This is a genomic window from Sphingomonas ginsenosidimutans, assembly GCF_002374835.1.
Classification (GTDB): Bacteria; Pseudomonadota; Alphaproteobacteria; order Sphingomonadales; family Sphingomonadaceae; genus Sphingomonas; species Sphingomonas ginsenosidimutans.
Genome location: NZ_NWVD01000002.1, coordinates 359591 through 384940 on the forward strand (window position 1 = coordinate 359591; position 25350 = coordinate 384940).

The window sequence follows — 25350 nt, forward strand, 5'->3', positions numbered from 1 at the left end:
GCATCACTCCATCTTGCCGCCCGTGGCGGCGGTCCACATGTGCGCCATCGTCATCAGCGCCTCGACGCTGGCCGCGCGGCGCTTTGGGGTACGCTTCTTGTTGCCGGCGATCTCGGTCAGCGCCGGCAGGCGCTTCGCCCGCTGCAGTGCGGCGATCGTCCACGCCAACCACGCCCGCTCCTGGTGGGCATTCTCGGCGCCACGTCGCTTGCCCTCGACGATCGACGCCATCAGGCGCGGCGTCGATCGCCAGAAGGCCTCCGGGTCGAGGCCCAGCTCGACCCAGATTTCTAGCGCGCGCGACCACTCCCACGCGGTTTCGGCTTGGCCTGCCTCGCCTTTCCCTCCGCACTCGCATCGGGAAAGGCACCCTGGAACGCCTTGGTGATGAGCGATCCGGCCTCCTCCAGCCCCAGCTGGTGGATCAGGTTGCCGGCCTCGATATCGCTCAGCTGGCCGTGATGCGCCTCCAGCCCGATGCGGAACATCGTCCGCACCGCACCGACGGTGTCCATCTTCGCGCCGACATCTTCGATCGACACGCCAAGGTCGCTTTCCATCGTGCACAGCGCGTTGAAGTCGTAGGCCAGCGTGAAACGACCTTCGCCCACACTGAACCCCACCTCACCCTTGATCGGGTTCGCCATCGTCAGGCGCCCCCGCTCGGGGCCGGCGTGATGACGACGGAACCGCTGACGCGGCCGGTCACCTCCGCGGTCAGGCGATCGTTCAGCGGCGCGGTCGGCTGGAACCCGCGGATCAGCAGGTCGAACGTCCACGTCACCCCGTTCGGCCACGTCAGCTTGAAGCCACGCGGCTTGCGCAGCGCCTTCGCCCCAAGGATCAACCGCTCGGTCGCGCCGTCAGGAATATAGTTGATCGTGAAGGTGCATTCGCCCGGATCGGTCAGACCGCCGATGAACTCCTTGGTCCCGTTCGGCGAGTTGTAGTGCGTGACCTCGATCTCGTCGTCCATCGACTGGGGCGGCGTGATGTCGGTCGGTTCGCCGATATCGGTATAGGTCGTGGCATTCGCCGTCGCTTTCATGGCGATGACGATGCCAAGCCCCGTCATCGCCTGGCTGTTGCCGGCCATAGGTCGTCTCCTTGCTTACGAGTGGTGCCAGATGCGGAAATCGAGCGACGTGCGGGCCAGCGGCTTGCCGTCGGCATCCTCATCCTGATCGTCGCGCTCGCCTTCGACGAAACAGGCATCCCATTGCGGCCGCGTCAGCGCCTCGACCGCTGCGACGACGGCGCGCGCCACGCGCTTCGCCTCGCCGTATCTGCCGCCGAAGCAATCGGCCTGGACGCGGTACGGCGTGAAGCCGATCCGGCCGGCATAGGTGTAGAGCGGCACCTTGCTGACCAGTTGGAGCCGCACGCTGGGCACCGCCCCGCGCAACCCCCAGTCGATGCGCGTGCCGACCAGCGCCGCCAGCCCGCTATGGGCCAGCAGCGCCGCACGAAAGGCTTCCTCCATCGTTCAGCCCTTCACGATCCGTTTCAGACGTCGCCCGGCGCCGCTGCGCAGCCGGGCGATCACGTCGCCCAGCCGCATGTCCCACGCCGGCCGCATGTACGGGTGCCCGGCCTCCCGGACGGTGCCGAACTCCTCGGTAATCGCCTGCGCCATCGACCCCGGCCCGACATAGACTTCGACAGTCCCCGGCTCCGGCGAAACGCGCGCGGCCTGCGCCGGGCTAAGCTGCGTCCCAACGCCGATCGACCGCATCAGCCGACCGGTGCGCTGCCGCACCATCCCCCGCGCCGCATCCGCGACCGGCTCCAGCGCCTCCACGCCCAGCGCGCGCAGGTCGTCCGCGTCCGCCAACCGCTCCAGCGCCGCAAGATTGCGATCGGCCGCGTCGAAGCCTTCGACCTGCATCCCGGTCTTCACGGCCGGATCGCCTTGGCAGTGATCTCTATCCCGACGCGGCGTCCGCGCGCCTCGCGAATGCCGACGACCTCGTACCGGACGCCTTCGCAGTCGAGTTGGTCACTTGCCGCGAGGGCCGACGTCACCTCATCATAGCGGACAAGGAACCGCGCCTCGATGATCTGGCCATTGGCCGCCGCGGCCAGCCGCTCGCCGTCCCGAATGTCGGATTTCTTCGCCCAAACCTCACCGACCTTTACCGGCGTGCCCGGCGACGACGAAAATCCATCATCCTCGGCTGGGCGCCGATAGATGCCGATTTGCCATTCCAGTTCGCCGGCCGCGATCATCGATACACCCGGAACGGTTCCAGCAACGCCTGCACGGTGACGGAAATCGGAATGCTGGTCGTAGCAACCGGCGACGTTGTTTCACGATGTGCGTACAGGTCGCCGACCATCAGGAGGATAGCAACGCGGATCGGCGCCGGCAGAACCGCATAGCCCGCGACGAACCGCACGCGCAGCGCCTCCCGGCCGGAATAGGCATTCGCCCAGGCGGGCGCGCCGATCGCGATCACGTCCTCGCCGATCAGTTCATACGTCGCCGGGTCCGCGACGATCGGGGCGCGGTTGGCGTCCAGATAGGTCACGCTCGTCACCGACGTGATCGGCGGAAACGACAGGCGGATCAGGCTGGGGTGACACGACAGGTCGAGGCGCGCTTCCAGTTCCTGCACGCCCAGCGCACGGCCCAGCCAGCCGGCCGGGCCGTCCAGATGCTGCGTCGCCGCCGCCACCATGCCTTCGATCAGCGTATCCTCGGCGGTGCCGGTGACGCGAAGATGCGCCTTGGCCTCCGCCAGGGTGACGACCGGTGCCGGCGGGGTGACGACGACGATGCGCATCACCACAGGTTCCGCGCCTGCACCGCGCGATCCAGCACCGCGGCACGGGCGCGCTGCGCCGGGGCGTTGAAATGGATCGTGTCGCCTTCCATCGCCGGGATGGTGTGCGCCCGCGAGGCACCGACCGACGCGGCGCTGGGAATGACGCCCAGGGCGTATCGCGAGTTATCGCCCGCGACGACCTTGGGATTGCCCGCGAAGTAGCGCAGCGCATCCTGCCATCCGCCGATCCCCGGCGCGGTGTCCGTTGCCGGATCGGTCGCCGGGGTCGCGGCCGGGTTGCTGGTCAGCCACGTGTCGAAGTCGCCGGCCGCACCGTAGCAGGTGACGCCCAGGATCACCGTCGCACCGGCGTCGAGCCAGTAATTCGCGGCGTTGATATACCCCTGCGTGAACTCCGCACGCGTGGTGCCCAGCGTCCAGTCCTGCTGACCGAACGCGATATAGGCGGCGCGCAGGTCGTACCCGCGCGACTTCAGATACTGCGCCTTGGCCGCCGCGAAATAGCCGTTCGGATCGAAATAGCTGTCGGTGAACGGGTAGATGTAGCCGGCCACATCCTGCGCGCGCGCCGCCGCCATATATGTCCAGGTGATGTTGTCGGCGCCGGTCTGCGTAGCGCCCGTACCGGCCGGCTGCACCGTCGACGCCGTGGCCTGCGCCGGCACCGCCGTCGCCTTGTAGACGTTGCCGCTGGCCAGCACGTAGGTGCCCTTGTCCACCTTCAGCCCGTTCGCCCAGGCGCGCAGCACGCCGCACCAGTCGTGGACCAGCGAGGTGGAGCCGATCGCGAAGTTCGCCGCCATCAGATGCGTGCCGCGCTCGGCCGCCAGTTCCGACAGCCGCGGCCAGATCGACCCCTTGTTCCCGCCCAGCGGCCGGACGCCGTCCGCCAGTAGCGGCCCGCGCGAGCGCGTGGCATCCGGGACGCTCGCCGAACCGTTTTCGTTGGACTGGCCGTTGACGATCACCATCACGCGCCGCGACGCGGTCGCCATCAGGTCGCCGTTGGTCAGCGCGCGGCGCGGCAGCGCGTTCAGCTGCGCGGCGACCATCGGCAGGTTGATCGGCAACCCGTCCTTGAAGACCAGCAGGTGCATCGCGGCGAGCTTCATCGCCGGATACTGCGCCGCGGTTCCGCCGACGCTGGAGCCGCCGATGAAGAAATCGGTTGCCTGCCGCGTCGCCGCGCCACCGGCGGTCGCGTCCACCAGCGCCGGCATCACCGTCAGCGGCGCACCGTCGAGCGCGACGCTCAGATCGCCGCTCTTGTGATCCCACGCGATCACCACACGGTGATCGGTGCCGTCGATCGCGCCGCCAAATGAATTTCCGAACACGTTCTGGCCGCCGACAGTCACCATCGGCTGAAGGTTGCCGTTCGCCGCCGCGATCAGCTTCAGCCCCGGCGACGTGGTATCGACCTGATTGCCCAGAACGAACACGCTGCCGCTGGGCAGCGCCATGTTGATCGTGAACGCCAGGATGAAGCTGTCGGTCGACAGGTCCAGCGCGACGCGGCTGCGGTCCACCACCAGCGGCTGGGTGGCGATCCCGCCGGGGAAGGTGATGTAGCCCGGCGTGGCGGCGTATTGCGCCTGCGTCGGGCTGGTCAGGCTGGCGGGCACCGCATCGTTCATCTGGCCGGACGCATCGCGCGCGGCATACTGGCCGCTGCGGTAGCCCTCGGCCAGCAACAGGAAGCCGCCCTTGTATTTGGACGATCCGCGGGTGGGGTCGATCTCCGCGGTCTTGCCGACGACGATCGTCTGCATGACGGTACGCGGGCTGTTCGCGCGCCCCGCCAGCGTCTCCGTCACCTTCACCGCATAGCTGCCCGGCAGCGCCACCGATCCCGTGATCGTGCGCGCGGCGCTGTTGAGCGTCAGCCCCGAAGGAAGGCCCGACGCGGTAAGGGCCGACCCCGCCGTCGCGCCGACGATGTCGATCGTGACGGGGACGTTGGGCACGATCGGCGCGCGCGGCGTGAGCAACAGCTCGGCCAGCACGCGATTGCCATTGGCCGCAACGAAGCGGCGGAGCCGGGTCGCCATATCAGGCTTCCTTGTTCTTCGCGGCAGGCGCGTTCTTGTTCGACGGCGCCTTCGCGGCCTTCGCCTCGCGCTCCTCGGCCGCGGCTTCGCTTTCGAAGTCGGGGCGATAGCCCTCCTTGGCTTCCTGTGCGGTCGCCGCGCGGACCAGGCCGTGCTTCTCCAGCGCGTCGAATCGCTGGTTGCTGATGTCGCGCAGGATCATGCCCTCGCGCACCGTGCCGTTGTCGCCGTGATGGTCGACCAGGACATATGCGTCCTTCATGGATCTTCTCCTTTCAACGCAGGGGTATGGGGCGCCGCACGGGCGCCCCGCTCACCGGCTCATCACAGGCCGGTGAAATTGCCCTTGGTCAGCGCGGCGAGGCGGCGAACGACCAGCGCCAGGCGCTTCTCGGCGCGGATCGTCAGCATGTTGTGTTGTTATTGATATGTCAGGGTTTTTACCGCCGTGCGCAATTCTTGCGCAACGGTGCCCTCGATCAAGGCTGCGGACATGGTGTCGATCGCGCTCGCGCGCTCCTCCGCTTCCATGATCGCATGGCTGTAGATGCCGAGCGTGATCGTCGGGCTGGAATGGCCCAGCAACCGCGACGCCTCGGTAATCGGCATCCGGTTTTGCAACCACCAGCTCGCGGCGAAATGGCGCAGCGCGTGGAAGTGCAGCGCGTCGTCGGGATCGCCCAGCCCCGCCGCCTCGACCAAGGGTTGCCAGTAGTTGCGGACGAAGCCGTTGGCGACGACCTTCCCACCGGCCGCCCCACCCCGACCAAATGAGGTGCGGATGATGATTTCGCGGTCGTTGGGGGTGTAATCGTTACGGATATAGTCGGCGATCAACGTTGCGACAGCTTGGGGGATCGGCACCACGCGCCGGCTGTCGCGTGTTTTCGGCGTCGTCAGTTCGTCCCAATCGTTGAGCGTGTGCCGAACATGCACGCGCCGGCCGGACAGGTCCACGTCGCACAGCCGCAACGCCAGTATCTCCCCGATCCGCAGCCCCGAGAACGCCGCGAGGTGGACCGCCAGCTGTGTCACGCGCCACGAATGGTGCGTCTGGTGCTTCCGCCGCACGCTCGCCGTCGTCAGTAGCTGCCGCAACTCGTTGGCGGTGATCGTGCGGATCGTCGTGCGCGGCATCTTGCCGATAATCGCCAGCGCCTCCGATGCCGGATTCTCGCCCGACACCAGTTTCCGGCGCTTGGCGAATGTCCAGAACGTGGCATAGCCGATCAGGCGTTCCATAGCTGTTCGAGCGGACAGCCCTTCGACCTCGCGTAGCGTGTAGAACCAGCGTTCAAGGACCGTGCCGTCAACGTCCGCCATCCTCATCTTGCCCAGGTGCGGCACGATGGCGTTGGCGATCAGATTGACCAGGTTACGGTGCGACCCCCGCTTGATCTGGCCATCCTCAAAACGACGATCGTTGTGGATGCCGTATTCGGTCGCGGCCTGCGCAACGGTCGCGTCGATCGCGACACCCGTTAACTTGTTCTGCGCCGCGCTACTCTCGATCTTGAGCCGGAATGCATCGGCTTCCTTCTTGCGCGCGAACGTGCGTTGCTTGTGCTGTTCGCCCGCCAGATAGCGCACGATCCACTTTTCCCCGGTCGAGCCGTCCGGCCGCGTCCAGCGCCTTTTGTTCACACTCGCCATCAGCGCGCCTCCCGCTCTAATGCGGCGAAGTATTTCGCCAGCGTGGAGCGGCGGGCGCATACCTTGCCGCCAATCTTGAAGGTCGGCAGGTGCCCCTGCGCGTGTAGATGATAGACCTGCTTTGCAGACATTCGGAGGTGCCCGGAAATCGCGGGAACCCCATAAAGCAAATCGGCCGCTTGCGGCTGAATATCCATGGTGCTTTCCTCTGCTGGCCCCGCCCGCACCGCGAGCGGGGCGGGATCATCAGTTCTTCGCCGGATCAGCGAGGCAACCCAAGTGATTGCCGATTTCGCCGGCCATCCACCCCATCGCCTCGACCGCTTCGCCCAGCCCGCTTGTGGCAGGGTCATCGGACAGGCCGGACGCGACCGCATAGCAAAGCTGGCGCAGCCCCTCGGCGCGATCGGCCATCGTGCGAACGGTCGCTATCTCCGCGCCGGTCATCTCCGGACCTCATGCCGGCGCATGGGAGGATGCCGCAGCTGGTAGCTATTACCCCACGGTCCCGCCACAACAGCACAGCGCGACGCGCGAATGCGATCGCGGTGCCGTTCCAGCAGGTCGACCACGTCCGCTTCGTCATCCTCGCCAGCAGCATCGCCGCCCGGATCGGCCAAGTCGCAACCGGGACCGCTCCCGGCGTGCGTCATGAATTCGTCCTCGGCACCCCATGTGCCATCGGCTTCGTCGCCGTTCGGCTCATCGTCTTCATGCGCGCCATCGCCCATCAACTCATGCAGGGCACGCCGTTGCGCGCGCGGGTGGCGGCTCTCCCACTCCACCCAGGCGCCGTCGATCGCGTCGGCATCGTCGGAAGGGCGATGCTCGGCGAGCGTGCGATAAGTGAGGTGCCGCCCGCGATCGTCGATACAGGTTTGCCCAGCCTCGCTATCCTCAAGGTCAATATCGCCGTCGCGCGCGTCCAGCAGGGCAATCAGGCCCTCGACGGCCTCCTCGATCGTCCCGCGCTCGCAAAGCGCCACAGTCGCCAGCAGACGCGCCACGCGGCGCTCTGACGGCGGGTGTATCGTTCCCATGTGCATGTTCGTTCTCTCTAGTCGGAACGGCTTTCCACAGCCGTTGACCGGGTCGGCCGGTCGCCGGGGGGTGGAAACCTGCTAGAGAGACAGGTCGACGGCTTTTACGCTTTCGCGCTGGACATGACGCGCCGCCCCCGGCTACGAAGCCGAAGTCGGAGCGCCGCCAAGCGCTCACGCGGGGCCGGCCGCCAAGCCTGCCCTTCACGATCGGGGTCCGGCGCCAACCGGCTCGATCGCTATCTCTAGTCCGGGTTTCCACACCCACGGACAATGTGCCGATTTCAGACACCAAGCGCAAGCCATCCCCCGCCAAGGGGATCGCTTCCGCGCGCTCGGTTCGTCGCATTTTTCGTATGTGCGTTTTATTGTTGCACCCGGCCTTTTCCGTAGCTACAAACAATCTATGGACATTGAGTTCGACCCCGCAAAGGACGCCGCCAACGTCGAGAAGCACGGCGTCTCGCTGGCGCGGGCCGTCGAACTGGCCGGGATCGTGGTCGTGCAGGACGATCGGTTCGAGGAACCGCGCTTCCGCCTGTACGGCACGATCGACGGGGTGGCCCATTGCGCGGCGGTGACGATGCGCGGCAGCGTCGTCCGCGTCATCAACCTGCGCCGCGCCCATGCAAAGGAGATGCGCCGACATGGCCTCTGACACCCCCCCGGTCGTTTTCGATGACGACAACCCTGAATGGACGGCGGAAGACTTCGCCCGCGCCCGCCCGATCAGCGACTTCCCCGCGCTCGCCAAGGCGTTCCCGAATGGGAGCCGCCCGGTTGGCCGTCCGAAGGGGTCCACCACGTCCAACAAGACGCAGGTGACACTGCGGCTGGATAACGACGTGCTGGCACGCTGGCGCGCCACCGGCCTCGGCTGGCAGTCGCGCATCAACGAGGCGCTGCGCAAGGTCGCGCCCTGACGATAGGAAAGGACAGGACAGGATCAGCCGGCCGTCGCGATCGGCCGGCCGATCCGATCCGGCCAGGTCGCGACCTTCTCTTGATCGATGCCCCCAGCGCCGACGCTGGTCAGCTCGCCCCAGCCACCGACGAAGCACAGGCCGTCGTTGGCCAGCGACCATGCACGCTGCTCGCGAAGCGCGGTCGCTGCGGCCGAAGCCGTTACACCCGCCGCGAACACGTCATCCGCAACCGGCGGCGACGAAAGCGCCATGATCGCCGCGAGGGTGAAGGGCGTGTATTGCGAGCCAAGATAGGCTTGGCTCGATGCCACCACCCACGCCTCGGCGCGCTGGCGCTGGTCGCTCCACATCGCGGCGAACAGCATCAGGTCATTGTGCCCGTTGATCCTGCCCGTTGGATTGCCGCGATCGTTCCTGTCGCGGATCGCCGACGTGATCGCCGGCAGACGACGCAACGCCTCCTCAGTGGTGGCGCTGGTCTCGCACGCGCGCGCCACGTCGTTCAGATCGACACAGCCGGAACCGGCGATGGCAATGCGCAGGGACGGCGACACCGTAACCTTGCTGCGCAGCTGCGTGACGATCCCGGCCGCGTCGTAATAGGCCGTGTCGGTGACGAGGTAGGCGACTTGCTCATCCGCCGACACGACCGCGCTTACCGCCGTCACGGCGAGGCTCTCCACCTTACGCTACCCCGGCCCGCCATGCGGCCAAGGATGAGTGGCAACCCATCGTCAGGATTTGCGCTAAACGACGTCTGATTGCCGGTCACCGGAGGCGGTTTCGCCGTGGTCATGGCACCGATGGAAAGCGCAGCCCCCGCGACAGTGGCCACCTTCCCCACGGTTGCGATCGTGGCGAGCGTGGACGTCGACAGGCCCAGGCCAATGCCCGCGCCCGCGACCGCACCGATACCAGTGGCCACGAGCGCAACAGCGCCTACGACGATCGCGGCGGTTTTCAGTACCTTCGACATGCTGGTGTTCTCCGCGCGACGCTTTTCAGGATCAGACTTCGACTTCCCAGGTCGCGAGCGATTCCGGGGTGGGCGGCCACGGCGGCGGGTTGGGCACCTCTGCTGCCGATGGCACGAATACCACCCCGTAGGAGGCGTACTTCACCTCCTCCAAAGGCGGGTCGACGTACTCCACCACCCCGAGCGCCAGAAGCTGGCCCGCCTCGCTCGCGGGGGCTTCGTACACGTCACCCGGCGCCTTCGTGCCAAGAGAACCCTTGTCGTGATGGACAAGGGTTCGCACGCGAATGGTCATTTCTGCCATTACGCATCTCCCGAGAAGTCGCCGCGGATCAGCGCGCCATTCTGCTTGATCGCGAGCGCCAGGCGCTCTTCGGCAAGGATCGTGACCATGTTGCGAATGAAATTATCACGGTCCGAAACCGACGCCTCGACGCGCGCTTCCCAGCGATCGTACAGGGTTGCCGCGACCGCGAACTCGCCGACAAGAAACTTGCCGACGCCGATGCCCTTGGTCGGGATTACGGGAACCCCCCACAGCATCGGGACTGACGCCTCATTGGTGGACACCTTGCCCGTGATCGGGTCGGAAACGAGATAGGCGCCGGTCTGATCCTTCGTCAGCTTGATGCGCAGCCAGTCGGCGGGGTGCATGACGATCCCCGTGCCCGTGAAGTCGTTCAGCGCCAGCTGAAGGAGCGCCGACCCGATACGATCCATCTTGTTGGGCGCGGTGAGTGCATAGGGGGCCGCGTAGTCCAACGCGTTCGTGTAGAGGCCGGTGAGGTTCTGGCCGGTGCCGTCACCCAGCAGCAGCTGCGTATCTTCCTTGTCGTCCAGCCCATAGATCAGATCGGTTTGGATCAGACCTTCCAGCTGGCCCACATCTTCGAGGATTTGACGCGACGCCTGCACCCAATGCGCGATCGTGCGGACCGGGACAGTCTGAAGCGTCCACCCCAGGTTGCTTTCCGGCTTGAGCGCGCCCTCCGCCACCGGCGCGGCGTTCAGGTCCCGCGTCGTCTGCTTCGGATACTCGATGGCCCCCTTATCGGTCCGCACCACCGGCAACAGGCTCCGCACCATCAGCTGGCGGCGCGGGACGGAAACGACGTCATCCCGGTACGGATCGTGGAGGCCGCCGCCCGACGTGCTGCCGGACGTGACCGTCTTCACCGACATGGCGACCGCGCCCGTTGACACCTCTTTCAGTGCCCCGACATCGGCCCCCTTCTCGCGCAGAAAGCGAGCACCCAGCGTTTCCATCTGGACCGGATCGCCCCCGCCACGGCGGCCTTGCGCCATCTTCTGCGAAAGCTCGGTGAGTTCGCCTTTCAGGCCCGCCAGCTTCTCTTCGGTCGTCGCGTGGACGGCGTTCGCCTTCTCCAGCGCCCTGGTGACCGTCGCGATGTGCTCTTCCAACACGATATCCAGCGACTTCGTGTTTTTCGTGTGGAGCGGCAGGTCAAGCGCGGCGCCGGCACGAAGGGCCATCTGATGGCGCAGCAATTTGTCGGTGAACATCTTCTATACTCCCATGAGGGTCGCGATTGCCTTGGTGGATGCGGTGAGCCGGGCGGCAATCTGCGCGGCCTCCTGTTCGTCTGCGGCGTCTTCCGCCGCTCGGAATGCTGCCGTGGCGGCTGCCTTCGCGCGCCGGCTGGACAGGCCCAGCGTGCGCAAATGCTCCTCAAGCTCGCGGACGTTGCCTGCGGCCTTCACGTTGCTGACATAGGTCGATGGGTTCGACGGCACCGACACCAGCGAGACTTCGTAGAGATCGGCGCGGATGATCGTCGCGCCCTTCCGCTCCAGCGGGACGAAGCCGACCGAAAGTCCGGTCAGCGCGCCAGCCTTGAGAAGCGCATAGGCTTCCGTGCCATCGGCCGTGCCCAGCGCGATCGTCCCGGATGCCTCCAGCCCGGTACGCGTTTCCGCAAACGCGTCCCACCTACCGACCGGCCGCTTCATGTCGTGATGCAGGAGCATGGCGACCCGTCGCCCGCCCGCGAGGGACGCAGCGAACGCACCCGGCGCGAAGGTGTCGCCGTGTGAATCCTCGTTGCCGTACCCGGCAGCGATGCCGTCCAGCCTGCCCTGTTCCGACAGGGCCTTGACGTTGAGGGGAAAGGAAACGTGATCCATGATGCGCAGTCCGACAGCTCGCCCGTTGGGCGTTTCAGGAGCCGTCGCCGGCGCGCATCTCACGCGGTAGGCGGGGTGTCGTCGCGCGTCACACGCGTTGACCCCCCGCTCGATAGCGCAGCCGGCGCGGAAATGAAAGGGTTAATGCGACTGCGCGGTGACTTCGATCGCGTCGGCGTTCGCATCTACCAGCGCAGCGAGCCTGCGCAGCCAATCGGCCGCCCCAGCTGCGCCACGCACTCGCGCGACACGCTCCACCAGCACGTTGCCCAGCACCGTCACCACGACGGGTTCCGCAATCCCCGCCACCTGCAGCGTGTTGATGAACTCGTGCCCCGTGCGCGCCAGGTCGACAAGCTCGCGTTCATTGGGGGTCATATCCTTCGTGCGCGGCAACCCGCCCTCGATCGCCGCCGCCCTCATCCGCAGCGCTGCGGCCAAGGCCTCCCCAGGCGCGCCAGCGGCCAGCAACTCGGCCGCGATCGTGGCAACCGCGCTGGTGAAGCGCGCCACGGCCTCTCCGCGATCATTCTCATTCAACATCGACATTCTCCATGGTGGATAGAAAGGGCAATTCACCCTGTTGTGGCGCGCACGCGGTCGCGACGACGGATCGCTTGGCCTTGGCACGTCCGCTCAACTGCGACCGGCTGTCGCGCCAGTGGGCGCGGACGAAGGCGGCAGCGGCATCAAGGTCGATCAGGTACGGCGTGCCCTTGCCGCCATGCTCGATGACCGGGAAGTCAGGTCGAGCGCGCATGAACTGGCGCAGGGTCGGTTCGGACGGCATGTCCGGGATCGCCGCCAACTCCCACAGCTTGCCAACCGGCATGACGCCTCCAAAATCGACCGATGATTTTTAATCCGGCACGCGGCCGGTGATCGTGACGACGCGACAGCCGCTAACAGCGGCCACCCACGGCCCCACAGAAGCCACGGGAGCGCGTTTCCCGCCTCAAGGTACTTCCGGGGGTCACAAGGTCGCGGATCGCATCCAACGGGGCCGTGCCAGCAAGCGCGGCGCGGAAATTCCCGCCGCGCTGAAATAAAATCCCCAGATGAGACAATGAGTGGTCCGGGGGGCGCCGCCCCTCTGGACTTTCTACCCCCCTACCCCCTGCCACGTCCCGTGCGACAAGCGCCACGCCCGCATGATCCCGACCGCATAGACCGCGTTTGGACGCGTTTTTTCGGTTGGGGCCTTACGCGTGTGCGCGTGCGTGACGCGGGCGCGTAAGCTGGTGAACCGAGAAAATGCGTCCAAACGCGGTCTACGCGGTCGGAAACGTCCTACGGATCGGTCGATCAAGGCGGCATCTCGCGATCATCAAGCGGATGAGCGGCACCAGCATGGCCAGCACCGGCAACGGCCGTCGCGCCCGCAACCTGCCCCAGATCGTCCATCGGTAGCATCAGCCGCACCCCACGATAAACCCGCGTACGCTCGACGTTCGCCAGCCGATCGGGCTTGAACCCTCTCTTGCGCAGGGCCGACCCGAACGCCTTCTGCTTGCCCGGATATTCGCCAGCAGCGTGAGCGTACTTCTCCCACGCCGCGAACAGGCTGGCCGTGGTGTCGAACAGGTCCCCTCCCGTCTCGCACCGATCGGCGAGGAACTGGCCCAGCAAGTCCTGTTCCTCAAAATAGCGATCGGTCTGGCGCACCACGCTGGCCGGGCGCACAAGCCCGCTAGCCTGCCAGTCGAGACACCCGTCGATCATCCAACGTAGGATGCGCGGATGCTCGGCACGGAGCCGCGCTTCCAACGTGCGGTCAACTTTGGGCGGCTTGTGATTGAACGGCACGATATGAAAGCGACGTCGCATCGCCTCATCGACGTTGCGCAACACGGGTTCATGATTGCCGATGATGACCAGTTTGAACGCGGGCAGGAACGTGAAGTTGTCCTGTCGCATGAACCGCGCCGTGATCGGGTCGCCGCCCGTCATTTGCTTGATACGACTTTCGGCCCATGACCGTCCCTCTTCCGTCTCCGACGCAGTGACCAGCCGCGCCCCTCGTAGCACCGCCAATTCGGTGGAATGCCGGTCATTGCGCGACGCGATGAATGTTTCCATTGCGGCCGTGACAGCATAATCCCCAAGTATCTGCGTGAAGGTATTAAGGAACACACCCTTACCATTGCCGCCCGGACCATGAATGAAGAACAACGCATGTTCACGCGTGTCAGCGGTCAGTGAATATCCGGCAATCTGTTGAAGGAACCGGATCAACTCAAGGTCGCCGCCCGACGCCTGCATCAGAAACTCTTTCCACAACGTCGCCTCCCCCTCTTGAGGCGTGACGGACGTGGATCGCGTCAGCATGAACGCGTGATCGGCGGGCAGTACCTTGCCGGTGCGCAGGTCCACCGCGCCATCTGGCGTTCCCAGCAGGAACGGGTCGGGGTCCCAATCATCAGCGCAGGCGGAAAGCAACGGATCGGCCCGCGCGAATTGCTCTACCCCGCTCGCCGCCGCAGCCTTCCCGAACTTCGCGCCCGCGCCGGCCTCCCGGATCGAGCGCCGCGCATAGTCGAAGGCGCGCCGACGTTTGTCCTCGCGCCATATCGCGCCGTCGAACTCCAGCCACTTCCCCCGGCTGTGGCAGAACCGCAGCTGACCCACATGCTCCCCGACGAAGGCCCGCGCCAACGCATCCTCGGAGAAGCCCTCGGCCTTCGCCTGGTCGACCCCGGCCGCCTTCTCGCCGGGATCCATTGGCACCATTGCGATTGTCACCGACGGTTCACCATGATCGGCACCCGCGAACCGGGAACCGGCCCAGCCATGTAATCCCCGTCGATCCATTCCACGATTGGCCCGCCGGTCAGGTGCGCGGCGCGCTGCATCGCCTCGTACATGGCGGAATCGAAGCGCCGGAAATACGAAACACGGTAGCGAAGGTCGAGCGTCAGCCCCCATACGAACACGGCCACGCCCCAGCGCCGGTTTTTCGCGCAGCCCTCCCACCCCTCCATGACCTGGATTGAAGGCCCGACGACGTTCCACGCCCGCGCGTTCGCCAACTCCGGCCCGATGATGCAATGGCCCGGCACCTCCGAACACAACTCACAACGGTTCAGCAGCGCCGCCCGGCGGATCGACAGCCCGTCGCCCGCCCGTTTCCCGCAATACCCCATCAGTCGCACGCCCCCTCGCCCGCCTCGACGCGCAACAGCAGCATGTCGCCCGCGTCCGCCAGCTGGCGCGCCGCGCCGATCGCCTCGCGCTCCATCAGGAAGGCCGTCCGGTCACGCTCGATCCCGCGCGCCATCAGCCGGCCGATTCCCACGGCCCAGCCCAGCCCGGCGCGTTCGATCAGCACCACTTCCAGCCGGTCGCGATCCGGCACCCCCACCAGCGCCGTCACGGCCGCACCGCCGTCGCTGCGGCTTCCTGCGCGGCGAAATGCTTGGCGAGGGTGGATCGGCGGGCACAGACGATGCGACCTTGCTTGAAGGTCGGAATAAGCCCCTTCTCATGCTGGTGCAGCGTCTGTCGTTCTGTCCACCCGAGATGGCACGCTATCGCGGCGATACCGGTTAGGAGGTCAGGTGTGTGTCGTTCCATGCCTCTTTCCTTGCGCAACTGTTGCGCAACGGGCGTCCCGTTGCCTGTTGAAGATCGTTGGATTTCTGCGGGTTTCGGCGTGACGCTGCGTTGGTCGCACGCCGAACAAAAAAAGGGGGCTTTCGCCCCCTAAGTCACGGATTAATTTCGATTTTTCACACGTCGTATCTAGCTGTCAGCATGTTCTTGATGAAGTTGTCGCGATCCTGGTCGGAAATGCGCACCTCGGTGTCCATGCGATCGAAGATCTGCGCGGCCAGCTTGAACGCACCCACCAGGAAGTTGCCGGTGCCGATCCGCTTCGTCGACACGACCGGGCGACCCCACAGCGTGTTCGACGCCAGCCCCTGCGGATTGGCGAAGACGTAGCCGCCCGCGGCGTCCTTCGTCAGTTCGATGTTGGTCCACTGCGTCGGGTGCAGCACCATGCCGTCCGGCGCATAGTCGGCCAGCTCGACCATCAGGATGGCGAGGCGCAGCCGGTCGATCCGGGTTTCGCCGGTGATCGCCACGCCAGACGGCTGCACATAGGCGGGTGCCTGCGTGTAGAGGCCCAGCACGTTCTGACCGGTGCCGTCGCCCAGCAGCAGCTGGGCGTCTTCCGCGTCGTCCAGGCCGTAGCGCAGTTCGCCGTCGATCAGGCTTTCCAGCTGCGGCACGTCGTCCATCGCCTGCCGCGACGCCGGCACCCAGTGCGCGATGGTGCGCACCGGCGCGTTGGCCACGTCCCAGCCATAGTTCGATTCGGGCTTCTGCGCGCCTTCCGCGACCGGCGCGGCATTGTTCGTGCGAACCGTCTGGTAGGCGTATTCGATCGAGTTGCTTTCGGTCTGACCGGGCGTCAGCAGGTCGCGCACGCGCAGCTGCGGACGCTGGAGGCCGACGATCTCCGGCTGGCGCTCCGGGCGGATCAGGCCGCCGGCCGAACCGGTCGCGCTGGTCACCGCCTTCACCGAAAAGCCGATCGTGCCCTTGCATCCGCCCTCGGCGTAGGACTTCACATCGGCGTGGCGTGCGACCTCATAGCCCAGGCTCTTCATCTCGGGCGTGTCGTCACCGCCGCCGCGCCGGCCCTGCGCCAGCTTCTGCGACAGCTCCTTCATGTCGCCGCGGATCGCTTCCAGTTCGACCAGCGCCTTGTCGGCCTTTTCCTTGGCCTCCTCGCTGATCTTGGTGCCCTCGGCGCTCTTGGCGCGGAACTCGACCGCAACCTCCTTCACATGACCCAGCGCCTGGTCGAGGTTCTTCTGAACCTGCTCCAGCGTCGCCGCGTCGTTGCCGTCGCCGGCCGCCTTGTGGCCGAACTCGCGCGCCAGCATGGGCGCCGCGGCCTGCGCCGCGACCTTCGTCATCATGTTCATGCGATTGTTCCTTGTTCGCGCGGCCTACAGCGTGAAGCCGCGCAGGGTGTCCGAAAGGCTCTTGAGAACCGTGGTCGTCGCCGGGTCGCAGTCGGACTCCCTCCGCCGCATTTCCGTCAGGCCGTGGGCGACGACACCCGCGGCTCGCGTCTTGGAGAACCCTAACTCCCTCAGGGCTTTCTCCATTTCCCGCTCGGTCGGCAGTTCGCCGTGCGCGAGCTTGAACTTCACCGCCTCGACCCGCGCGTCATCGTTCGCCGGGAAGGTGACGAGGCTGATTTCGACGAGGTCCAGCTTGGTCAGCGTGCGGATGCCGGTCTTTTCGTCGTAGCTGCTCTCGCGCACCCAATAGCCGATCGACAGACCGGTCACGATCCGGCGCTTGGCCAGCGCGTGCGCTTCGCGCGCCTGCGCGACGTCGGCGATCAGCAGTTCGCCGTCGCCCCACAGGCCGCGCTCATCTTCCTTCAGGTTGGTCCACGCGCCGATCGGCTCGCCTGCGCGGTGCTGCCACAGGATCGGCACCGGTCGCCCCTTCGCCGCGATCTCGGCAAGGCTGTCGGTGAACGCCCCGCGCGCGACGATCTCCTGATAACTGTCGACCACGTCCCATACGGAACCGTAGCCGCTGAACGTGCCGTCATCGCCGACCGCTTTCACCTCGAAATCGAAGTCGCGCACCTTCAGCGCGCCGGTGTGCTTGCGCCCGAAGACGCGACCCATGTGCATCGTCAAGCCTCCTGCGCCTGTGCGGGTGCACGCACGAACGGGTCGGCCCCGCTGATCCAGATGGGCGGGTGGGTGCCGCCCCAGCAATTGAACCAGATGGTGCCCCCCGTCCGGACCACCTCGGCCAATTCTTCCGCCGACAACTGCCACTTGCTCAACACCTGCGGATTGCCATCCAGGTCACGGTAACGGTGGACATGCAGGTCACAGACCGTCCCCGCCGCCGCATCTTCCGGCGTAGGAGCGCGAAGCACGAGATTGGCTTCCGGAAAAGGGATACCATCGGCCATCGTCATTCCTCCAGGCGGGGGCCGGCGTTGTGCCCCATCATCGATTGAACCTTGGCGGCGATCAGCGCTTCGATGTCGCCGCCCTGCACGCCCAGCATCCCCAGCAGCGCCGATCGCAGCTGCTGTTCGGATGACGCCGCGCCGTCCATGCCCATCTGATCGAGCCGCACCAGATTGGACTGGACGGTCAGATATTCGCCGCCGGGACGGTGATCGAGGTTCTCGCGCGACCGCATCTCGTTGCGGTCCATCACGCCATTCTGACCGAACGCGCTGTAGAGGGCGGCGCGCCCGGCGCTGTCGGTCGCCATCACCGCTTCGCGGTTGAACTCCGGATAGATCAGCTTGCGTTCGGCGCGCGTCAACAGTTGCTTCTTCGCCGCCTGCTCGATCCGGCGCAGCAGCGGGTTGAGGCGCAGCGTCTGCCAGCCCAGCAACAGCTGCTCGATGCCGCTGCCCCACATCGTCTGACCCTTGGCGGCGTGCCCGATCAGGATCGGCAGCATCCCGAACCACCGGCAGATTTCCTCGACGTCCCAGCCGCGCGATTCCAGCAGCTGAACCTCCGCCGGGTTCATCTTCAGCGGATGCCACTTGAAGTCCTTCTCCAGCGGCACGATCCGGCCGCGCATCGCCTCGCCGACGAAGCGATCGAAAATCTCCTGCAGGTCCGCCCGCTGTTCCGGCTTCAGGTTCGTCGAACCCGTCTCCATGAAGCCCGCGGCCTGCATGCCCGCGCGAAAGGTGTCAGCGGCGGCCTTGTTCGCGGCCATCGCACCGCCCAGCGTGCGCCGGCCATACTCGATCGCCGACAGGCCGACGTCACCGCCCAGCGTGATCCCGCGCAGGTGGAATATCTTGTCCGCCGGCAGGCGCTCGGCCTTGCCGCGGTCAGCGAACACATAGATGCGCTCGCCGTTCGCATTTCGCGTCACCTGCATCAGGTGGGGCGGCAACGGCGTCAGCGCCGTCACCCGGTCGCCCAGCGTCTCCTTTTCGGCATAGGCGTTGCCCCACAGATCCATCGCCGCGACCTGACCCGCCCAGAATTCGGCCGGGGTCTGATCGGCGTTCGGCTCTTCGTGCAGCAGGTCGTACAGCCAGTGATCCTCGCGCGCCTCGCGCCCGCCACGCGCGCTCTTGCTGTACGCGCCGCATCCCATCGACCCGACCAGCTCGGATTTCAGGCTGATGCACGCCCACGCCGCCGCCAGCCCCAGCGTCGTGCGCTGATTGACCACCTGCCCCGCGCTGTCGATCGCCGAACCGAACGCGATCGCCTTGCGCGTCGGTTCGTCTTCCGGGGCGCCGCTCAGCTTGCCCGATGCGCCGCTACTGCCGAACCACGACAGCACGGATCCTACCCATCCGGCCATCAGGCGGCGGTCTTCATCTGGGCGATGAATTCATCCAGCGTCTGATCGTCCGACGCCTCCGGCCGCAATGCCATCAGCATCCCGGCGGAAAACATCGCTGCCGCCGGATCGATCTTGGCGGACGGGGACTGTTTCGTGATGACCACGCCACTTGCTCCCCTCGGTTCCTGTTTCAGATTGCCGATGCACCAGGTCAGCAACTTCTGCCCGCCGTGGCGCAACGTCCGCGCGGCCACCTTGCGCGCCATGCCCTTGATCGCGCTGGTAAGCCGCCAGCCCTGCGGGATCGTCTTCAGCTGGTCGTCGGTGAAACCGCGACGCATCAATTCGTCCACCAGCGTCGCCACTCCCGCCGGGTCCAACCCGATCGCCTCGCTGGCCGGGAACAGCCCCGCCGCGCGCACCTCCTCCAGCACGTCGACGACACCGACGATGTCCGCCGTCAGCTCCTGATCGTCCTCGGGCGGCGCCTCACCGTCGCTGATCGACGCCAGCGCAGCCGCTTCGTCCTCGTCGGGCAGTTCGCATCGCACCAGCGATCCTTCCGCGATGAACTCATCCAGCTTCGTCGCGATATCCTGCCGGCGCTTCCACACGACCGACCATGCCCAGGCTTTCGCCCAGACCAGCCACCGCTGCGACCCCTTCTCGCGCCCGATCAGGCACAGGCCCAACAGGTCGTCCAGGCCGCCCCCGTCGATCCCGGCCACGATCACCTCGCTTCGCCGGATCAGATCATCCAGCGTCACCAGCGTGACGTCAGCCGCGCGATCCCAGAAGTCCGCTCCGTTCCACCGGTCGTTCGACAGCCGGGTGCCGATCTCGACATTCAGGTGCTTCGACAGGAATATCTGCAACTCGCCCTGGTCGCCGCGCTCCGCCTCGATCAGCTTTTCCGCCAGCCACTCCGGGTCGACCGACCGGCCGATGTTCGGGTTCGTGACGTAGAAGTTGGCCGGATCGCGATAGGCGCGGCTGGCGATCATCGCCGCGGGAAACTCGTACAGCATCCCCAGCTTGCGCTTGTCGACGATCGTCCCGTCACGGATGCCCCGGAACAGGTCCAGCAGCTTCTTGAACACCCCGCGCGGCGCTTCGTCCGAATGCGTCGACAGATACACGATGAACCCTTCCGGCCGGCTGACCAGCCCGCCGGTCGCTTCCATCAGCATCGCCGCGGCCTTGGGGTTCTTGCCGAACAGCCAGACTTCCTCGACCAGCACGAAGCCGGCCTTCTTCCCGCCGACGATCTCGCTGTCGGCCGCCACGACCTTCAGTTCGGACCCGTTATCCAGGTGCTTGATCGTGCGCAGATGCTCGATCGGCTTCAGGAACGCCTTCAATTCCGGGTCCGCGTTCACCATCCCCATCGCGGGGGTGAAGACGTTGTTGGCAATCTCCTTGGTCGGCGCCAGCACCAACAGTTCGTTGGCGTGGCGCCAGTTGAGGATCAGCGCCGTGACCATGATCCCGGCGGCAATGGTGGACTTCGCGTTCTTCTTGCTGATGAGCAAAAAGAACTCGTTGATAAGTTGCCGGGTCTGGCCCGGATCGTAGGCGCCGAAGATCGCGGCGACGAAATCGAAAACGAAGTCGTCACACGCCTCGCCGAACGTCGGCTGGCCCGGCACGTCGACGATGCGCAGGCTTTTGAAGATGGCTAGCGCCGCTTCCGCCTCATCGGGGAACAGCGGTGGGGGGACCAGGCTGCGCCCCTCCACGATCCGCGTCTCCCAGTCGGGACACGCGGTCGACCACTCCACCGGGCGCATGCCGTCAGTTCAGCAGGTTCGGCCCGGCGCGCGGCCGGAACTTCTTCACCGCCTCCTTGGCCGCCGCGCGCGCCGCCTCCTTCTTGCCGATCGGCGCCGCCTTCTTGGGACGGCCGCGATCCACAACGCTTTCCGCCAGCTGCTGCATTGCGGCCTTGTCGAGCCGCTTGAACAGTTCCTTCTCCGCGGCGACCTTGCCATCGGCAGCGGCCTTGTTCAGCCGCGCCAGCTGCGTCATCTCCATGCGCAGCCGCGCCGCGTTGCGCTGTTCGATCTCGTTCAAATAATGCTTGCGCAGCGTGCCGACCGACACCCCGATCGCGGTTGCCGCCTCTTTGACGCTTAGGCCGCGCGCGAACGCCAACAGCACCTTGTTGGAGTTTTCGAGGCTCCACCGATGCTCCGGCCTCCCACGCCCTTCTGAGCGCGGCACGATCGGATCGCCGAACAGATCGGTCTCCGAAAATCCATCCGCGCCCAAAAAAAGTCTCCACGTGAGAGCATGAGTGGTCCGGGCGGCGACCGCCCTCCCGACTTTCGACCCCCCCCTACTCCCAGGCGGTCGCCTGCTCCTCGCGCTGCTTGGCGCCGGAGTGGCACGCGCCGCACAGGCACTGGAGGTTGTCGAAGTCCCAGAACAGCGCCTCATCGCCGCGATGAGGCTTGCGATGGTCGGCGACCAGCTGCGACGTGTCAGCCCCGATCACGCCGCACCGGCAGCAAGTGAACACGTCGCGGACCAGCACGGCCCAGCGCAGCTTGGCCCATCGCGCCGTCTTGTACCATTTGCGCCACGGCCGAAGCTCGCGGCGCCGGTCCATCTCCGCCCGCGCATCGTCGCGCTGCGCCAGCCGTGGCCGCAACGTGCCCAGCCGTGGCTTGACGCTGCTCAATCGTGCCATGGCCACCACAACGGCGAAGGGCGCCCCGATCGAAACCGGGACGCCCTTCGCAGGATCAGGGAGAGAGGATGCCTCGCCGCGCTCACAAGCCCGCCTCAGCGTATCAATAAATACGCCCAAAACCGGCGACAGGCGAACACCCGAAATTGTGTTAACGACCAACTAAATCGCTTGACACGAAAGCCCGTGCATTTCCGCCATTCAGCCGCGCGGCGATGCTAGAGATGGCCCGTCCGTAGCGCATCCGCAGGCCATCGGTGCCCCGATCCAGACCAAACGAACGCGCCACGCGCACCCAGCTGACCTGCCGCTGACCGCGGGCCAGCTGCGCCACGGCCGCCGACACCAGCCGCCGCTGCCCAGCCTCCAGCGCCTCGACCCATCCGAACGCCTCCTCCATTTCGTCGACGTCGCGGCGTGTCAGCGCGGCGGGGCGGATCGCCGCATCCGCGCGCTGTTCGGCCGCATCGCGCCCGCCGTCATAGGCCGCATCCGGCAGCACCATGTGCCATGGTCCGTCCGCCCCGCCGCGCAGCCACCCGCGCTCGCGGTCGCCTCCGCGCCAGCAGGTCAGCATCGCCTCGACCAGCCGGTCCTGGACGTCATCGAACGTCCATTCGCGCCCGCCTTCCACCGGAACCGCCGTCCCGCCGCACTGCGCTTCCATATCGGCCCGATGATCCATCGAAGAATTCCCTGTTTCGCGCGGCATCCGAAGATGCCAGATTGTTGATTGGAAGGGGTGGAAGGAAATCAAAGGTAAATCATCATGTGCGCACATATGCGCACACACATCATGGCGGGTGGCGTCATTCGATTTCCAAGCGTTCCAACACCGCACAATTCCTCATGTTCTGCGCTTCCACCCCCACATTCCGCCGGAACCACCGCCTGTTCCTAAACCGGGTAATCGTCGGCCGAATACGGCGGTGATCCATCATCCCGCGCATCACGTTCGGCGAAGTCGGAAGGCTGCTTGACCATCTCGATGTCCAGCCACTGGATGCCGTTCGATCGTTTGTTCTCGAACCCGCGGTCCTGCATCGCCGCGGTGAAGCCGGCCTGCTGCCACTCCGCCGCGCCATTGGCCTTCGCCCATGCGCTGTAGAGCGCGAACAGCTCGCTCGACTTGGCCTTGGCCCCGTCCACGATGCGCACGCAATCGTCCAGGAACCGCCCCAGCTGGTCGCTTTGCTCGCGGTACTTGGTCGTCGCCGCCTTCACGCTGTCCGGCTCGATCAGCCCATGCTCGCGCCAGTCCAGCAACCCCTCCAGCAACCTGTTGAGCACGCCTGGCGCCTCCGCGCGCAGCTTGTCGGGCAGCGCGCGGTCGACCTTGTCCGCCGCGATCTGGACGTCCCACGGCACCAGCATCACGCGTCGCCAGATGCCGTCGTCATGCCCGGTGATCTTGGGCTTGTGATTGCCCGACACCGTCACCTTGAAGCTGGGCAGGTAGGTGAAGAACCCCTTGTGCAGATACCGCGCGTCGATCGGCTCGCCCCCGGTGATCAGCTTGATCAGCGCCTCGGCCAGCTTCGCCCCCTTCTCCGGTTCGGAGGTCCGGAGGAACCGGATGCCCGGCAACCGCGCCAGATCGGGCGTCGCATCGCCGCCCTTGCGCCCCTTGCCCTGGTCCAGCAGCGTCTCGATCGCGATCGACCCGCCGTAATCCCCCGCGATATGGCCCCACAGGTCGACCAGCGTCGACTTGCCGTTGCGTCCCTTGCCGTGGAAGAACGCCAGCTTCTGCTCGCTGATATCCCCCGTGATCGAATATCCGCCCCATTGGTGCAGAAACCGCCGCACCACCGGGTCTGGCTGCACCGCCTCCAGAAACGCGTCATAGACCGGGCTGTCGGCGCCCGGATCGAACCGGACATGCGCGACCTTGCTGATAAGGTCGTCGGGCCGATGCCGGTCGAGCCGCAGCCCCCATCGATCCCCGATCGTGACCTGCTTCAACCGGCCCTCGACCACCGCCCAGCGCTTGCCCTCGCGCGTCAGCCGCAACGTGCCGTTCTGGACGTTGATCGCCAGCCGGTCGACGTCCATCGCATCCGCCCCGATCGCGATCCCGTGGAACGACTTTACCAGGTTGGCCACGCAATGCAGCCGCTGCGCGCCCTCGCTCGACATGGCGTGATCGCGCAGCATGTCGCTGAAATAGATCGGCACCTTGTTGTCGCCGCTCCCGCGCCACTTGACGATGAAGTCCAGCGTCGCCTCCCGCTCGGCATCGCTGGCGTCGGACGGCAATTCCTCCTTCAGTCCCGACGCCGCGACCAGATCGGCTTCGTGCCGGATCGCACGCACCGTCTCGAACACCGCGTAGCTGACCTTGCCGGGCACCTTGTCCTTTTCCTCGGACAGCAACTCCCACCGCCGGCCGTCCCACACGAACCACCCCAGTTCGGCGCAGAAACGGAATTTCCAGCCATGCCGCCGCCAGAACCGCTCGGCATTGCCCAGATCGGTGCGCGGCAACATCGCGCATTCGCGGTCCACCACGTCGTCACGGGCCGGCGCGATCCGCCCCCCACCCCCCATAGGGGAACCCATGGCCGCGGTTCCGTCGTGGAAGTCGTCCGCTTCGCCCCCCGCGTCGGGTCCGGGTTCCGCGACGTCGTCGGAATAGGCGTCGACCGGCGGCAACGGGGGGAAGGACGATCCAGCGGACCCGCCGCTGTCGCGGCGGCGCGCATTCGATCCGGCACGCGTGCCGATGCCGCTCAGGTCGTGCGGATGCTGGCGCCCGCCCTCGATGCCGTTGTCGATCGCCTGGACGTGCCGGTCGAACGCAGCCGGATCGAACCCCTGCACCACGGTCACCAGCGTCGCGCGCACCACCGCCTCGCTGATCGCGCCGGCGCCGACGAACCCGCCCATGTTGAACGCCGCGGCATAGGCGGCCTTGTTACGCCCGCCGTGCCGCCCCCCGCCGCGCGGCGTCGCCGCCAGCTCCGCCGCGGTGCGGTCCAGCGCGCCGATCGCATAGCGCCGGTGCGCCTCGTCGACGTCGACCGGGAACACGTCCGACGCGGCATAGTCGCGCGGCCCGCGCGCCGCCGCGACCGGCCGCGCCTGGTCGTCGCCGCGCCCCGCGCGCCGCTTCGGCGTGCGCAGGATCTCGACCAGCGCCGCCGGCATGTCGACGATCGCCGCCCCCGCATCGCCGCGCAGCCAGCCATAGCCGCCCGGCACGCACCGCCGGCCGTCGCCGACGCACACGCTGGGCGGCGCGATCACATACCCGCCCTCGCCGCGCACATCGATATGATCGGGCAGGCTCCCGACGTTGCCGATCGGCGCGCCGTCCGGCATCCGAAAATAGCAGTGCACCCCGCCCGACGGCGTGCGCACCGCCAGCGTCACCGGCAGCGCGCACCCCATCTGGGCTTCCAGCTCGGCCTTCAGCCGCTCCAGCGTCCACACCTCCTCGCCGGTCACCTCGCCGGTGTCCGGATCGACGATCTCATCGACGCGCGGATCGAAATCGATCACCAGCATCCCCGCCCGGCCGACCGCGACGCCAATCATCGCCTGCGGCCAGCGTCCCCACCAGCCGCGGATCGTCGCTTCGTCGGTGCTGGCCTTGGTCACCCCGCCCGAACCGCGGATCGGCTTGCCGTCATCGTCCAGGTCGCGCCCCAGCAACGGCGCCTTGTTCGCCGGGCTGCAGGGGAACACCGGCCAGCCACGGCGCGCGAAATCGATCGCCGCGTCGACCATCGACGCGGGCTGTGTATCGGTCATTGTGATGATCC

35 protein-coding genes are annotated in these 25350 nt (G+C 66.6%); 2 read left to right on the plus strand and 33 right to left on the minus strand.

Features of this window, described 5'->3' with window-relative positions; translation table 11 throughout:
* Positions 1 to 3: 3 nt before the first annotated feature.
* From COA17_RS07265 to COA17_RS18745, 13 genes are all read right to left on the minus strand, one after another.
* Entirely contained in the window at positions 4 to 231 is a 228-nt protein-coding gene (locus COA17_RS07265) for a hypothetical protein (RefSeq protein WP_096611265.1), read from the minus strand.
* A gap of 59 nt (positions 232 to 290) precedes the next feature.
* On the minus strand, positions 291 to 647 hold the full coding sequence (locus tag COA17_RS07270) for a hypothetical protein (RefSeq protein ID WP_096611267.1): 357 nt from the start codon (positions 645 to 647) through the stop codon (positions 291 to 293).
* A gap of 2 nt (positions 648 to 649) precedes the next feature.
* Entirely contained in the window at positions 650 to 1096 is a 447-nt protein-coding gene (locus COA17_RS07275) for a phage tail tube protein (protein WP_096611269.1), read from the minus strand.
* Positions 1097 to 1111: 15 nt separating this feature from the next.
* On the minus strand, positions 1112 to 1483 hold the full coding sequence (gp17, locus tag COA17_RS07280; protein ID WP_096611271.1) for a tail completion protein gp17: 372 nt from the start codon (positions 1481 to 1483) through the stop codon (positions 1112 to 1114).
* 3 nt (positions 1484 to 1486) lie between these two features.
* Positions 1487 to 1900: an HK97-gp10 family putative phage morphogenesis protein gene (locus COA17_RS07285; RefSeq protein WP_096611273.1), complete on the minus strand. Its 414-nt coding sequence runs from the start codon at positions 1898 to 1900 to the stop codon at positions 1487 to 1489.
* On the minus strand, positions 1897 to 2229 hold the full coding sequence (locus COA17_RS07290) for a phage head completion protein (RefSeq protein ID WP_096611275.1): 333 nt from the start codon (positions 2227 to 2229) through the stop codon (positions 1897 to 1899). The genes COA17_RS07285 and COA17_RS07290 overlap by 4 nt, the downstream gene beginning before the upstream one ends.
* A complete protein-coding gene (locus tag COA17_RS07295; protein ID WP_096611277.1) occupies positions 2226 to 2786 on the minus strand; it encodes a head-tail connector protein in 561 nt (186 codons plus the stop codon). Before COA17_RS07295 ends, COA17_RS07290 begins: the two co-directional genes overlap by 4 nt.
* Positions 2786 to 4840, minus strand: coding sequence for an Ig domain-containing protein (locus COA17_RS07300; RefSeq protein WP_096611279.1), 2055 nt, complete (start codon positions 4838 to 4840; stop codon positions 2786 to 2788). Before COA17_RS07300 ends, COA17_RS07295 begins: the two co-directional genes overlap by 1 nt.
* Before the next feature lies 1 nt (position 4841).
* Positions 4842 to 5102 (minus strand): hypothetical protein, encoded by a 261-nt coding sequence (locus COA17_RS07305; protein ID WP_096611281.1) that lies wholly within the window; start codon positions 5100 to 5102, stop codon positions 4842 to 4844.
* A 158-nt stretch (positions 5103 to 5260) separates the two neighbouring features.
* On the minus strand, positions 5261 to 6430 hold the full coding sequence (locus COA17_RS07310; RefSeq protein WP_176484830.1) for a tyrosine-type recombinase/integrase: 1170 nt from the start codon (positions 6428 to 6430) through the stop codon (positions 5261 to 5263).
* Between the two features lie 62 nt (positions 6431 to 6492).
* Positions 6493 to 6690: a DNA-binding protein gene (locus COA17_RS07315; protein WP_096611652.1), complete on the minus strand. Its 198-nt coding sequence runs from the start codon at positions 6688 to 6690 to the stop codon at positions 6493 to 6495.
* A 49-nt stretch (positions 6691 to 6739) separates the two neighbouring features.
* Complete coding sequence (locus COA17_RS07320; protein ID WP_096611285.1) at positions 6740 to 6940, minus strand: hypothetical protein; 201 nt, start codon at positions 6938 to 6940, stop codon at positions 6740 to 6742.
* Complete coding sequence (locus COA17_RS18745) at positions 6937 to 7500, minus strand: hypothetical protein (protein WP_141397043.1); 564 nt, start codon at positions 7498 to 7500, stop codon at positions 6937 to 6939. The genes COA17_RS07320 and COA17_RS18745 overlap by 4 nt, the downstream gene beginning before the upstream one ends.
* A 439-nt stretch (positions 7501 to 7939) precedes the next feature.
* Here COA17_RS18745 and COA17_RS07330 point away from each other — a divergent pair, with 439 nt between their 5' ends.
* Together COA17_RS07330 and COA17_RS07335 are read left to right on the plus strand one after the other, a co-directional pair.
* Positions 7940 to 8191, plus strand: coding sequence for a BrnT family toxin (locus COA17_RS07330; protein ID WP_096611289.1), 252 nt, complete (start codon positions 7940 to 7942; stop codon positions 8189 to 8191).
* Complete coding sequence (locus tag COA17_RS07335; RefSeq protein ID WP_096611291.1) at positions 8181 to 8456, plus strand: BrnA antitoxin family protein; 276 nt, start codon at positions 8181 to 8183, stop codon at positions 8454 to 8456. The genes COA17_RS07330 and COA17_RS07335 overlap by 11 nt, the downstream gene beginning before the upstream one ends.
* 23 nt (positions 8457 to 8479) lie before the next feature.
* Here COA17_RS07335 and COA17_RS07340 read toward each other — a convergent pair whose 3' ends face one another.
* The 20 genes from COA17_RS07340 to COA17_RS07435 form a co-directional block, all read right to left on the minus strand.
* A complete protein-coding gene (locus COA17_RS07340) occupies positions 8480 to 9142 on the minus strand; it encodes a hypothetical protein (RefSeq protein WP_096611293.1) in 663 nt (220 codons plus the stop codon).
* The gene (locus COA17_RS07345) at positions 9124 to 9435 is read right to left on the minus strand and encodes a hypothetical protein (protein WP_096611295.1); all 312 of its coding nucleotides are present in this window, start codon (positions 9433 to 9435) and stop codon (positions 9124 to 9126) included. The genes COA17_RS07340 and COA17_RS07345 overlap by 19 nt, the downstream gene beginning before the upstream one ends.
* Before the next feature lie 31 nt (positions 9436 to 9466).
* The gene (locus COA17_RS07350) at positions 9467 to 9739 is read right to left on the minus strand and encodes a hypothetical protein (RefSeq protein ID WP_096611297.1); all 273 of its coding nucleotides are present in this window, start codon (positions 9737 to 9739) and stop codon (positions 9467 to 9469) included.
* Positions 9739 to 10959, minus strand: a complete 1221-nt coding sequence (locus COA17_RS07355) for a phage major capsid protein (protein WP_096611299.1) — start codon at positions 10957 to 10959, stop codon at positions 9739 to 9741. Before COA17_RS07355 ends, COA17_RS07350 begins: the two co-directional genes overlap by 1 nt.
* Positions 10960 to 10962: 3 nt before the next feature.
* Positions 10963 to 11580, minus strand: coding sequence for an HK97 family phage prohead protease (locus COA17_RS07360; RefSeq protein ID WP_096611301.1), 618 nt, complete (start codon positions 11578 to 11580; stop codon positions 10963 to 10965).
* 141 nt (positions 11581 to 11721) lie between these two features.
* Entirely contained in the window at positions 11722 to 12093 is a 372-nt protein-coding gene (locus COA17_RS07365) for a hypothetical protein (protein WP_141397044.1), read from the minus strand.
* A gap of 19 nt (positions 12094 to 12112) precedes the next feature.
* Positions 12113 to 12412 carry a hypothetical protein gene (locus tag COA17_RS07370; RefSeq protein WP_096611305.1) on the minus strand — a complete coding sequence of 100 codons (300 nt, stop codon included), beginning with the start codon at positions 12410 to 12412 and terminating at the stop codon, positions 12113 to 12115.
* A gap of 473 nt (positions 12413 to 12885) precedes the next feature.
* Complete coding sequence (locus tag COA17_RS07375) at positions 12886 to 14322, minus strand: phage/plasmid primase, P4 family (RefSeq protein ID WP_217990997.1); 1437 nt, start codon at positions 14320 to 14322, stop codon at positions 12886 to 12888.
* The gene (locus tag COA17_RS07380) at positions 14319 to 14732 is read right to left on the minus strand and encodes a hypothetical protein (protein ID WP_141397045.1); all 414 of its coding nucleotides are present in this window, start codon (positions 14730 to 14732) and stop codon (positions 14319 to 14321) included. Before COA17_RS07380 ends, COA17_RS07375 begins: the two co-directional genes overlap by 4 nt.
* On the minus strand, positions 14723 to 14953 hold the full coding sequence (locus tag COA17_RS07385; protein ID WP_096611311.1) for a hypothetical protein: 231 nt from the start codon (positions 14951 to 14953) through the stop codon (positions 14723 to 14725). Before COA17_RS07385 ends, COA17_RS07380 begins: the two co-directional genes overlap by 10 nt.
* Positions 14950 to 15153, minus strand: a complete 204-nt coding sequence (locus COA17_RS07390) for a DNA-binding protein (RefSeq protein WP_096611313.1) — start codon at positions 15151 to 15153, stop codon at positions 14950 to 14952. Before COA17_RS07390 ends, COA17_RS07385 begins: the two co-directional genes overlap by 4 nt.
* 155 nt (positions 15154 to 15308) lie before the next feature.
* A complete protein-coding gene (locus COA17_RS07395; protein ID WP_245857521.1) occupies positions 15309 to 16514 on the minus strand; it encodes a phage major capsid protein in 1206 nt (401 codons plus the stop codon).
* Between the two features lie 24 nt (positions 16515 to 16538).
* A complete protein-coding gene (locus COA17_RS07400; protein ID WP_217990998.1) occupies positions 16539 to 17237 on the minus strand; it encodes an HK97 family phage prohead protease in 699 nt (232 codons plus the stop codon).
* An 8-nt stretch (positions 17238 to 17245) separates the two neighbouring features.
* The gene (locus COA17_RS07405; protein ID WP_096611656.1) at positions 17246 to 17533 is read right to left on the minus strand and encodes a hypothetical protein; all 288 of its coding nucleotides are present in this window, start codon (positions 17531 to 17533) and stop codon (positions 17246 to 17248) included.
* Between the two features lie 2 nt (positions 17534 to 17535).
* Positions 17536 to 18909, minus strand: coding sequence for a phage portal protein (locus COA17_RS07410; RefSeq protein WP_096611317.1), 1374 nt, complete (start codon positions 18907 to 18909; stop codon positions 17536 to 17538).
* Complete coding sequence (locus COA17_RS07415; protein ID WP_096611319.1) at positions 18909 to 20681, minus strand: terminase large subunit; 1773 nt, start codon at positions 20679 to 20681, stop codon at positions 18909 to 18911. The genes COA17_RS07410 and COA17_RS07415 overlap by 1 nt, the downstream gene beginning before the upstream one ends.
* 4 nt (positions 20682 to 20685) lie before the next feature.
* The gene (locus tag COA17_RS07420; protein ID WP_245857524.1) at positions 20686 to 21162 is read right to left on the minus strand and encodes a helix-turn-helix domain-containing protein; all 477 of its coding nucleotides are present in this window, start codon (positions 21160 to 21162) and stop codon (positions 20686 to 20688) included.
* A 67-nt stretch (positions 21163 to 21229) separates the two neighbouring features.
* Complete coding sequence (locus COA17_RS07425; RefSeq protein WP_096611321.1) at positions 21230 to 21583, minus strand: HNH endonuclease; 354 nt, start codon at positions 21581 to 21583, stop codon at positions 21230 to 21232.
* 151 nt (positions 21584 to 21734) lie between these two features.
* Positions 21735 to 22268: a hypothetical protein gene (locus COA17_RS07430; protein ID WP_245857527.1), complete on the minus strand. Its 534-nt coding sequence runs from the start codon at positions 22266 to 22268 to the stop codon at positions 21735 to 21737.
* A 212-nt stretch (positions 22269 to 22480) separates the two neighbouring features.
* The gene (locus COA17_RS07435) at positions 22481 to 25339 is read right to left on the minus strand and encodes a phage/plasmid primase, P4 family (protein WP_096611323.1); all 2859 of its coding nucleotides are present in this window, start codon (positions 25337 to 25339) and stop codon (positions 22481 to 22483) included.
* Between the last annotated feature and the right edge of the window lie 11 nt (positions 25340 to 25350).